The 11556-nt window shown below is 58.8% G+C and carries 6 protein-coding genes; 2 read left to right on the forward strand and 4 right to left on the reverse strand.

What is annotated here, in order from left to right; all coding sequences use genetic code 11:
* Window positions 1-687 precede the first annotated feature (687 nt).
* Entirely contained in the window at window positions 688-1356 is a 669-nt protein-coding gene (locus tag CKO41_RS06655; RefSeq protein WP_242464019.1) for an XrtA/PEP-CTERM system exopolysaccharide export protein, read from the forward strand.
* A gap of 394 nt (window positions 1357-1750) precedes the next feature.
* Window positions 1751-3046, forward strand: coding sequence for a porin family protein (locus CKO41_RS06660; protein WP_200381626.1), 1296 nt, complete (start codon window positions 1751-1753; stop codon window positions 3044-3046).
* 428 nt (window positions 3047-3474) lie between these two features.
* Here CKO41_RS06660 and CKO41_RS18595 read toward each other — a convergent pair whose 3' ends face one another.
* From CKO41_RS18595 to lhgD, 4 genes are all read right to left on the reverse strand, one after another.
* Entirely contained in the window at window positions 3475-3843 is a 369-nt protein-coding gene (locus CKO41_RS18595; RefSeq protein WP_338113696.1) for a lytic transglycosylase domain-containing protein, read from the reverse strand.
* Between the two features lie 829 nt (window positions 3844-4672).
* Window positions 4673-5395, reverse strand: coding sequence for an AAA family ATPase (locus CKO41_RS06670; protein WP_200249241.1), 723 nt, complete (start codon window positions 5393-5395; stop codon window positions 4673-4675).
* A 343-nt stretch (window positions 5396-5738) separates the two neighbouring features.
* On the reverse strand, window positions 5739-7343 hold the full coding sequence (locus CKO41_RS06675; RefSeq protein WP_200249243.1) for an XrtA system polysaccharide chain length determinant: 1605 nt from the start codon (window positions 7341-7343) through the stop codon (window positions 5739-5741).
* Window positions 7344-9507: 2164 nt separating this feature from the next.
* Window positions 9508-10824 carry an L-2-hydroxyglutarate dehydrogenase gene (gene lhgD, locus CKO41_RS06680; protein WP_200249245.1) on the reverse strand — a complete coding sequence of 439 codons (1317 nt, stop codon included), beginning with the start codon at window positions 10822-10824 and terminating at the stop codon, window positions 9508-9510.
* Window positions 10825-11556 lie beyond the last annotated feature (732 nt).

The raw sequence follows: 11556 nt of genomic DNA on the forward strand, positions 1-11556 counted from the left end.
AACTTGTTCCGCAACTAGGTAGTGTTGCGACAAATTGCACCGGGACACCGCTGTGGCGATGCCGATGGATGCGTCGACGTGTCTGTCCCCTTATGGCGCGTGGCGAGTGCGTTGTAGCGTCCGACGCGACAGAAGAAGCATTCTTCCAGTTAGCGTCCTAGAGAGGGCTGCCGCTCAGAGCTGCGTGGCTGCCGCCAGTCGGCATGCCGCGAGGGACCGTCGACGCACTTGAGGGGACAGTGGAGAATTGCCATCCGGGCAATTTCCAAGGCCTGGAGCGAAAAGGCGACTTCCGCTTCGTGCACTCGTGGCCTCGACCAACGCTTCGAGGTCACTGCGCTGACTCGCGCGCCCAGCGCCTCGGCGGGGATACTGGGATACTGGCAGTAGCGCGGCGGCTGCCGTCGGCGACTTGGCCGGGCGTCCAGTTGCCAACAGCTCATGCCATCGGTCATTGAGTTAGACAGCCCGGTCCGGTCGGACGACTACGAGAACATGCTTCCGCGCCGTGCCACCTCCGCCTTGACGGCGCATCAAGCGCTGGTCACGTCGAGCGACTCAGACCGACGGAGGTATATGGACGACGGTATGACCATATCCGATGAGATATCGATTGATGTAGACGATGCCTAGCGTATTTTCGCTACCGAAGACTGGGGGCTGTCTTCAATGAAGTTACCAATCCCGATGACCCATGACATGAAGTCAAATTCGATGGGCAAGCCATTTAGAGATCATACCCTCCTGTTACTCCTCGCATCTGTTTTCCTGGGAACCCTGCTGGCCGGCTGCGCCAACGATGCCATCGAGACTTCTTCGCCTGAGCAAACCGCCCAGTTACCCGGCGCGGATTATCTGATCGCGCCGGGCGACACCCTCGCCGTCTTCGTCTGGGCCGAGCCGGACCTTTCTATCGTTAACGTCCCCGTTCGTCCCGACGGAAAGATCACGACTCCGCTCGCCGAGGATATCGTTGCCGCAGGCAAAACTGCGTCCGGCTTGGCTCGGGAGATCGAACAAGAACTTCGCGCTTACATTCGCAAGCCGGTAGTAACAGTATCGGTAACCGATTTCGTCGGCCTATACAGCAAACAGGTCCGCGTCGTCGGCGCAGCCGTCGAGCCGCAATCCATACCGTACCGTGACGGAATGAGTGTCCTCGATGTCGTGATCGCCATTGGAGGGCTGACCGAGTTCGCGAATGGCAACAAGGCCATACTCATCCGGAACGTCGACGGCACGGAGAAGCGTTATCGCGTTCGCTTGGATGATCTAATCAACAGAGGCCGCATATCCGAGAACATCCAAGTTCTTCCTGGAGATGTATTGATCATCCCAGAAGGGCGGCTCTTCTAGTATCTCTCACCAGGCCGCGGCCAAACACGAGGCGAACTGCAGGAACCAGTTTCGAACGGAAGATAGCGCGATGACAGCCTCGATCGAGAAAAGACGCCTCCAGTTCGCCTTTCCGCTATGGAACGGCACTATACGGAACGATTCAGAGATAAGCGGTGAATCTGGGCCTCAGGTGTCGGCTCACCCTTCACCGGCCCGATCTATGCGTGCGCCAGCCAATCTTGAGCAGATACCGACGATTGGAACCCGTAAATCAGGTCGAAGAAGTTGGCTCAACAGGATGGCTGGGCATCGGTTTTGGATCGCTGCGCCTCGCGGGCTCGGTGCCCGAACTGATGTCTCCCTTATCCTTCAATCCATCCTAGCTGTCCTTCTTTGGACCTCTGCGCTCGTCGTGAGCCCACCGACCTTCGCCTATGAATTTGCTGGAAGCTTCGGTCTCGAAACGGAATTTTCTGATAACATCAACCTAACCAAGGACAAGCAATCCGACCTCGTAACTGAACTCTTTATCGGGTTTTCGTACCAGGATCGATCTCCGACGATCGAGGGCCTGGTGGCTGGCCGTCTTGGTTACCGGACATTTCTCCACGGCAACGCCGCGGATGAGCTTCGTCCGAATATTCGCGGCAACCTCTTGTTCCACCTGCGCCCCGAACGCTTCTCCTGGGCCCTCGACGGGGCCTGGGAACAACTCCGAACGGAACCATTAGGTCCCGAGGCTCCGGGCAATCTGGAGAATCAGTTCGTCCTTTCCACTGGACCGGACGTGCGGTTACCGCTAACCGCCACGACTTCCTTCACGGCTGGCGCCAGGGCCGGATATGCCGCCACCTATGCGTCCGACTCCAGCGCAAATGCAGACAACTCCAACACCAGCTACCGCGCTACCCTTGGCCTAGTCGAGGAGCTTGGCGCCACGGAGACCGCCGCCGCTTATCTAACTAGTAGGGCCGTGCGCTACGATGACGATGATCTCGGTGGAGCATCCGCCGATTTCAACGTCATTGACATGTCTCTTGCCTATGACAGCCGGACACCTCTCGGGGATACCACCATCGAGATAGGGGCCTCCTATTTGGACCAGCAGGGCAGCGACCGCGGCGCCGTTTTTCTTCTCCGGGCCGACGCGAGTCGACGCTTGACTCCGCTTACTCGTGGCGGGGTGCGGCTAAATTTCGGATATAACGACCAAAGTAACGCCACGCTCACCGCACCGCTCTCGGCCGAACTCGGCGCGGTGGGTCTCGGTAATAGCGCAGAGTCGGCATCGACCGGGCCCTTCTATCAGCGGCGTGCAGAGGCATTCCTCGAGCGAGTCGGCGGTCAATCAAGACTCGTTGGGAGTCTCTACGCGAACAGCCAAGACTATGTTGCAGGATCGACAGAGGATCAACTGTATTATGGCGCAAGCATCGCCTGGTCCAGACGATTGTCGCGCGTCACCGATTTCCTTGTGTCTGGGACAGCCGAACGTCGCGATCTCTCGAGTGGAGACGAATACAGTCAAAATTACGCCGCCACAGCTCAACTAACCCGGCGCCTGAGTCGAAATGTATTCGCGAATGTCAGGCTTCGGCATCAGCGCGGAACGGGCAGCACCGAAACTTCGGAATACGATGAATCCGCAGTTCTCTTTGGAATCCGCTATGAGTTTGGCACATCGCCTTTTCAGCCTACCGGCTCTTAACCAACGGCGATTGCGTCGACAAGCTGATTCCGCGCGATTAGGCGTGACCAGTTCAGCGCAGGCTAAGGGAAGGGCTCAGAAAGTGGACGTATCCAATTTCGCCCCGCCGCCGTTCGAGCCGCCATCTCTGCCTATACCTTCGCCCCTGAGTCAGCCCACTTCGCCGAGTCAATAGGTTACGCCGACAGATTTCTGCCCCGTGCATCATCAGCCGTCACCGCGCGTCAGGCGCTTGCAGCGCCGAGCAACCCAGACCAACGGAGATATGCGTAATACCATCATGTCCGCTGGCTAGCTCGACCCGTCGGCGTCGGCTCCAGGACACCCTCACGCTGCTAAACACCGACGGAACGCAACCGGTCCGCCGGGAGTTAGACGCGACGCTCTCGCGAACAAAGGCACCCAAGGGTCGCGATACCGATCGACGCTCATAAGCCGAGTCGAGCGGCTATCCGCTTTACATACGCTCGCGTCTCATCGTAAGGCGGAATGCCGCCATGGCGCACCACGGCCTGCTCCCCAGCATTGTAGCCCGCCAGGGCAAGCTCAATGTCACCGTTGAAGTAGTCGAGCAGCCAGCGAAGGTACGCCATTCCGCCCCGAAGGTTCTCCTCGGGATCCCAAACATCGGCGACGCCAAAACGATTCGCCGTCTGAGGAAGCAATTGCATCAACCCTCGCGCACCCGCGACGGACAGCGCACCCGGATTAAAATCCGATTCCGCTTCGACAACAGCCAGTACCAATCTCGGCTCTAACCGATACTCGGGGGCCAGTTTCGTCACCAGATCAGTCACTTGGCCCTTCGGGAACGCCACGGGCCGTGCGCGCGGCGGCGTCGATAACTCGCGGGAACCGAAGGCCGGTGAATTTCGCCCCTGCCCGACTACCCAGGCGCCGTCCCGATACTTGCCACTGAAGCGCTGGCCGCCCGTGGTCGGTCGTCCAACAACGATGCCTCTGAAAGGACCTAGCCCGCGGAACCGATCGGGCCCCGTCCGCACATCCAGTGTGGTCGCCCTCGACGCACCACCTTCTATCAACTGCAAACCGGCAGTCGTCGGGACATCTCCCCTAGGCGCCACAATCCCACCGTTCGACCCAAATGCTTGCGCCTCGCAGGTGGAATGAAGAAAAAGGAACCCCGCTCCCGCCACTGCCAGCACAGAGACCATCGCCTGTAATGAAGATACGGCCATCGTTGCCTGTCCCGTGGTCATATCGATACATGGCGGCAAAGGCCCATTCCCTTCCCCTAACGTCAGACAGTTCCGCCACTTTTGACGGTTACGATAATTATTCCGAGGGCCTTCCTCACCGCCCCATCGAAACCTCAAGCCCTGACGCCGCTTGCCGATTAGGGTGCGCCGAGTCATGCGTAGTGGTATGCCCAAAAAGCCAGTAAGCTGAAACCGGTACCCGCGACGCTCCGCTTAGAAGGCCTGAAACAGCCAAGGCACCCTGACCGAATGAAAAGAACACTTTCGCCTTGCTTCTTCCAAAAGACTGCCCGAATGGCGCATTCTCCACCTCCCCATCAGAGGCCCCCCCGAAGGGCCGACCCAATAAACACCTGCGGCACACGACCGCAGAGCACCGCGAACGAGGCCATTACCCCCGGAGAGCCTAGTACTCTCCATAATACGACGAATAACCAGCATTATGAAAACGCGAAACCTTGTTCAATATAAGACCGACAGCCTTGTCCTCGTCGAATTGCGAGATCGCGTCCATTATCGCCTGCTGTGCCGTCTTCCCCTCCTCGACTACGAAAAGAATCTGTGCTGCCAGGTCATACAGAGCCATTCCCTGGCTCGTGCTCAATACCGGAGCCGAGTCCATCAGCACGATCCGCCCGGAGTGTGGCGCCGCCAGATTCTGCACGATATGGCGCATACGCAGGCTCGACAAGAGTTCGGTCGCATGCGTGTCCACCATGCCTGCCGGGATCAGGAGGAGCTTCGGTACATTCGTCTCCACGATCACTTCCGCCGGATCAAGCTTCTCGTCCGCAAGCAGGTCATAGACGCCTCGCGCACGCTCAAGCCGAGTTAAGACCGAGAGCGATCGCTTCGCTAAATCGGCATCGACCAACAACACCGAGATATCGCGCTCCATCGCCAGGCTTATCGCCAGATTGAATGCAGTGAAGGTCTTTCCTTCCTTCGGCAAGGCACTCGTAACTAAAACCGGATTAGGGTAACTGCCAGTAATGCCACTGCTGTTCCGCGACCTTTTAAGCAACCGGCGCTTAATCACCCGATATTCCTCGACAAGCTGACCGGCCGAACTCGCCGGCGTCAGATACCCTTGCCCGGACAGGCGCTCAAAGTCAAGTTCTATGATCAACTCCGTCTCCTGGGGACACTAGCGCCCGATACTCGACTTCCACCGCCTTCCAATTCGCGACGTCGATTGGCCTCGAAAGCGTCAAAGATGCGCGGAGAAAGCGGCGCTTGCTAGGGAACAAGACCCTGCTCGTTTCAGGGGACCTTGAGAAATTGCCATCCGGGCAATCTTCCAAAACGGGGCATCCTTGCCCCGCGCGGGCACCTTGAATTTTTCAAGGTGCCCTTAAGTGCCTGCGACCTGCTCGTTCGGGAGTGCTTCAGAAACAAACGGGGCAGGTCGCCCCCCGATGTCGGTTTACGCTACGCCAACCTCGTCTTGTATGCCGAGCCGGCGCTAAAACTCAGGAATCCCTATTTCCGTTGCCAGCTTGGGGCGCATGGATTTCCGTATGGGGCCCGTAGAGAGACGCGTTTTGGAGCAGCAGGTTTGCCCCGAACGCAACCACCAAAAAAACCAACGACAGCGCCCATCCCGTTAGGCCGAATCGCTCCCGCAGCAGTGTCGCTCGTGTTGGAGAGCGAGACACGACGCCGAAGACAGGTAGGCCGGTCAGCCCGCGAAGCGAGTGTTGACCCCGTATAGGCGACTGCAGCTGAAGGAGCACAAGGGCCAATGCAACTCCCGCTGCTCCAGCGGCTGCCAGGACAGCGACGGATAGGCGGACTTTCTTCCTCCAAACATCGGCAAGCACTGCGGCCGCAGGAACGCTGGGCGGCTCGATGACGCGGAAGTACAATTGCAGGCTCTTCTGATCGAGATTCTCCAAGGTTTCCATCGACTGACGCCGCTTCTCGAGGTCTCTCAGCCTTTCCTTTGCCGCAGCAGCATCTTGGTTCATGCCAGCAAGCTCGTCCTCGATAGCCGGTTGAGTGACGACTTGCTCTGCCAGCGCTTCGTGCTGACGGAGCGCCGCTACCTTCCGCGCTCTGAGAGCCGCGAGATCGCTCCCAGTCTGTCGCAGCCGCAGCTCGAGCTGCTGATAGGTTTGGTTGGGAACCATGTTCGCGGGGTTATCGCCACTCCGGATCGCCGCCTCGACCCTTGAAATGCTCTCCTTCGCGGCGACCACATCAGGATGCGACTCCGTATACTTGAAGCGCAACTGAGCGAGCGTCTCTCTGAGCTCGATCAGCTTCGCCTCTAGTGGCGTCGGGACCAAGCTTCCGTCCGGACCGACCGCGCGAACGAAGGCAGGCGTACGGTCCAACTCGCGCTGAATGCTGAGGCGGCGCGATGTGGTCTCGTCGATCGCCCTCTCGACATCGGCGACGGCACGCTCCGCGGCATGTAATCGGTCGAAGAAGCCTTGGCCCTCGCCTGACAAGATGTCCAAGTGCCGTTGGCGGAACTCCCGAACTTTCTCCTCCGCGGCAGCCATCGCCTCCGCCTGTTCCGAGATCTGCTGCTCGATAAACCGCTTTCCCCGCTCGGACTCGTCGCGAATCTCCTCGAGCGTCCTTTCCCTGAAGGCCTGGATCAACGACTCGACTACGTGCTTTGCGACGGTCGGATCAGGGTTGACGTAGGCGATATTGTAGATATTCGAGGTGACCTGGTTCCGGCTGCTGGGCGGCCTGGCAGTCAAGGACAAATTCTTCCTGAGCGCCTCTACGGCGACCGCCATTGGCAGAACTTCCCCGCCCCGTTCGTCCAGCCCTGTATCCGCGACCACGCTTTCCAGATTGGGCCGGCTCATCAGCCGGTGCGCCATGAGGTCGACCTGTTTATTGAAGTCTACGTCGAGCGCCAAGCCCTCCATGAGCGGCCGGAGTACGGTCTCCGTTTCAACATAGACCTGGGCCGTCGCGGTATACGATGGCACGATCTGGAAATATAAAGCCGCCCACCCTACCAGCGCGACGACCCACGCCACCCCCACTGCTTGCCACCGGAAGGCCCAGATTCCCTGTGCGAGACTGATGACTTGATCGAGCTGTTCTTTCATGTCTCTACGCCAATCAGAACCAATGGTAGCCGTCCAGCTTCACGTTCCAGACGGCCCGCATCATTGCGGCCGTACATCGCGGGCCTCAGCAGAGGCGCTGCGGGCAGGCCTTTGCGTCGCAAGTGACTGCACCCGGCCAGGCCGGTGCGGCTGTGGCAGATCGCGGTGACCCTGATTAGAGCAACGAACGCGCTGGTGCGCTCAAGCCTGCGCGTGCCCAATGACGATGCACGTGGCAACACCCGGTGGCACAAGTTACGTCTCCTCCCATAGCCACGTAACGGACCGCGGAATGGCCGAGCGGCACCCGGCCGTCTCTCCTATGCGACACGCGGTTCGGGCGCCAATAGGCGACTCCAATTCCTACACCGCTCCGAAGAGTCCAAGTAAACACCAGTGCAGAAAATCACCAACTGCCCCCTTGCGAGCCACAATTTCCGCGGGTTACGGAGGCGAGAACTCATTCTTGCGGTTGATTCCGTGCTCGTATCCCATTGATTTCTGAATTCCGGGTGTCGCCGACCGCCGGGCGCGCCGAGAATCGACCGAGATAGGCTACGTTAAGACAGACGGATGCGGCGTCGAAGTTGGAGGGCTCAAAAATATCAGGTTCAGGCGTGTGTCGGTACCGCCTTGATATGATGCAACTTGCAATGCGGGAATCATTACAGATACTTTCTCGATGAGTTTGACGGCTGACCAAGACATGCCTCTATCTCTCGGCGTCGGCCCGCTTTACCGACAATATGAAGCCGCTTTCGCCAACGAAAAGAGGCGTGGTGTGAACTTAGAAGCTGCCGCAGACGACCGCTTACATCGCACTAAGAACGCACTCGCCATCGGAAGGGAAGTTCTGACGCTTGCTGTCGGCCCCTCTTCCCAGTTGACTTGGATTGCTGCAACACGCGATAACCACACAGATGATCGGGGCCCGCCAACTTCGACTCGTGACGAGTAGCGGTCGTTGTGCGCCTGCCTCCGGTCGAAGCCGTTCAAGATCATGGCCATGCAAGGGAACGGCACTGCGATATTACACTACTCGACACGAGGAGGCCGCTAGATGCGCAGTGTTCCAGCACACTCTTGCGCCGGCCCGCGCGAACAGGCGAGGTTCCCGAATGTTCCGCCCGCAGCGACGCCTCCGGCGTGTGCGCGCGCCTTCCGGTTTCGACTCGCGCGCGCGCGGGCCCGCCCCCTTGTCTCGGCCCCCTCCCACAGGGGGCAGTCTCCGTGGATGACGCAGGCCGCTGAGAGGATTCTGCCTCAGCCACGGGCGCTCCGGCCTTCAGGACGGAGTCAATATCGCGAATAGGCGGCTGTACGTTACGGGAATCAGCTCCCTACTCACCACGACCGAAGCCTGAGCGCCACCCACCGTGTCGGACCTCGTACCTCAGCCGATTTCCCCGCCGATGCCCATCGGTATCGAGCCCGTCTCCAGGTCCTCGTGCGGCCTGCTCAGCAAGGCCCTCGCTTGATCCGGCGCCGGCTGTGCCGAAGCGGCCTTGCCAGGCTGAAACAGAGCCTGCTCGCGGCCACCCCACTTACACAAATCGAGATAAGCCCGACGGAGCCCGGCTCCAATACTCGCACAATTTTCGAGCGTTGTCCCGCGGCCACCTCGTCCATCAGCGCCCTCACTCCTCGGATTCCACGTGAGTACGACGTTTATGTCAGATCCGCGACTATCACTCCGCGCGCTGGAAAAGCCCGCGCCGACTCCGGCGACATCGCCGCGCAGACCGGCAGCACCGCGACTCCGACCCAAAATCCCGCGTTAATGGCCATGTCAACTAACCCACGTACGGCCCCCCACACACAATGAGACGTCCAGGTCGCGCAAATCGACCATTGAGCAGATCCACTTGAGCCTCCAGGAGCACGATCGGTCCGCCACCACATCCGAGAGGACAAACCCCGGCGGACCTCTTCCTCAGGCGGCCGGCATCCCCAGATTCCCTAAAGCTCGCAATGTCCATGTGACGGCTGCGATTGCGGGGAGTTCGATCGGAGGGTTTTTGGCACCCTCCGATCCCGCACCCCTCACGGTGTCATGCCGGCTTGAGCCACGCGACATATTGACGTTGTACGCATATGCGTCCCGGTAGCGCCAGACAACGAGTACTTGAGCGGAACAGAGGCAAGACCGACCAGATTGAACACCCTACTGCGGGCCCATGCCATCGCCTCCGATCGCTTGCATATGGTCTCCACCCTTCTCTCCCACGATATTCTGGAGGCGCCGTAGGCGGTAACCAGATGCACGCACGGACTTGTTCAATAGTCCATCAATATGGTCAAACATAAATTCTGTGAATGGCAAAGCGCAAGTAAAGGCCGGGGAAACAGCATTTAACACATGAAACGACCGATCATCGCCCTCGAACCGAAAATCCATCACAAGCTTGCGATTCCTCGTATCGTATAGCTGCGCTCGGATCCCTGGAGCGCCCCAGTGCCGACAACGACCTGGCTCGATACCGGTGGCTAACCGACTCGCGAGCGTGACAATGTGCTTGCGGGAATACTTTCTCAGCTCCTCGAATGCGAGACGACGAAAGTCAAACTCATTGCGCCACCATAACCCCAGCTCGCGGGGAACGATCTCCCTGAGATCTCGGAAGCTGAAATTGTGGAAGGCGTCATAATGTTCCCGCCAGAGACAGGGTATGGCCGTCGGTCCAATCTTGATCCTACCTGACGCGGTTAAGGTGATATGAACCCCCAAGAATGGGTTACGAAGATCGGGAACTGGATAGATGTTCGCCCGAAACGCCGATACTGGCTCGTCGCTATATAGATATAGCCCCTTAAATGGTATGATTGCATAGGATTCTCCAAACCCGAAATCCTTTGCGATGCGATCGGCGTAGAGGCCCGCTGCGTTAATGACGTAGCCTACCGACCACGATCCCTCAGATGTTTCCACTTTGCCATTTCGAGATTCGAGGTAGGCATTATTTACCCGTAACTCGACACCCAAGGCAGCCGCATCCCGCGCCAAGGCATCCATCACGGCTTTCGGATCGACTGAAGCTGTTGTTGGAGAATAGAGGGCGCGCTCGAAGGTCTTTATCCTCGGCTCGATTTCCCGCGCCTCCGCAGCGCTAATCTCGTGAATGTCAACGCCGTTCTCTTTTCCGCGGCGATACAGCTTGCCGAGGGTCTCCAACTCTGTCTCGTCGTTTGCAACGACAAGCTTCCCGCACCCATTGATCGGCAAGCTGCGCTCAACGCAGTACGCCCTCAATCGCTCATTGCCCTCGCGGGTGAAACGCGCCTTCAAGCTATCCGTTGAATAGTAGAAGCCGGCGTGCAGAACCCCGCTATTGCGGCCGCTCGCATGCAGCGCAAGCTGGCTCTCCTTTTCGATAAGCACGACGCGGGCGCCCGGGTGGCGCCGCTTCGCCTGACAGGCCATCATCACTCCTATGATGCCCCCGCCGATGATGAGAAAATCCGCCGTCTTATTACAAGTCACCCTAATCTCCGATATGCGCCGAAAGATCATTGCCAACCACCGCAGGATTGCGACTCCCCATTCGGGATGAGCGAAAACCCTTAGCAGACTTCGATCTCTTGCCGAACGACCTCGCTGCACGGCCCCGCTCACGGAGAGCCTCTTTGGTCACACGCAACGATCGAGGCTCCGTCGCAGCCCGCAATTATAGTCGTCCGCGGAATTATTTGTGGCTTACGACATTGGGCATGAGGGCACCTTGAAAAATTCAGGTGCCCGCGCGGAGCAAGTATGCCCCGCGATTTTCGGTCGCCTAAGCGACGGAAAATGAAGCGAAGCGGAAATCGCATTCTCGCTTCGCGTCTTGAAAAATTGCCCGGATGGCAGTTTTTCAAGGTGCCCATGAATCGCTCGATCCGCCAGTTGGCATAGGAGCTTCCCGGAGCGACACCTCGCCATGTCCTAATGGATCTGGCCACGCACGTCGTCGAGCGAGCGGATGAAGCTCGCCGAGATGACACGCTTGGTCGCCTTCCAGATGAACTCGATCCGATCGGGGCCCAGCGCGCACGGCGGGGCGGGAGGACGCGCTCGATAGCATTGTTCCGGACGGACTGCGCGACCTCCAGGGCAAACGCATCATAGCATTATGATATTCTTATATAATATACATGATATAACCTCCGCAACATTCTGAGATGGCTATCGCGGAGGCTCAAGAAGTGACGCTCGATTCGGATCGCTCGCTGATCA

Source organism: Thiococcus pfennigii, assembly GCF_016583835.1.
Taxonomy (GTDB): domain Bacteria; phylum Pseudomonadota; class Gammaproteobacteria; order Chromatiales; family Chromatiaceae; genus Thiococcus; species Thiococcus pfennigii.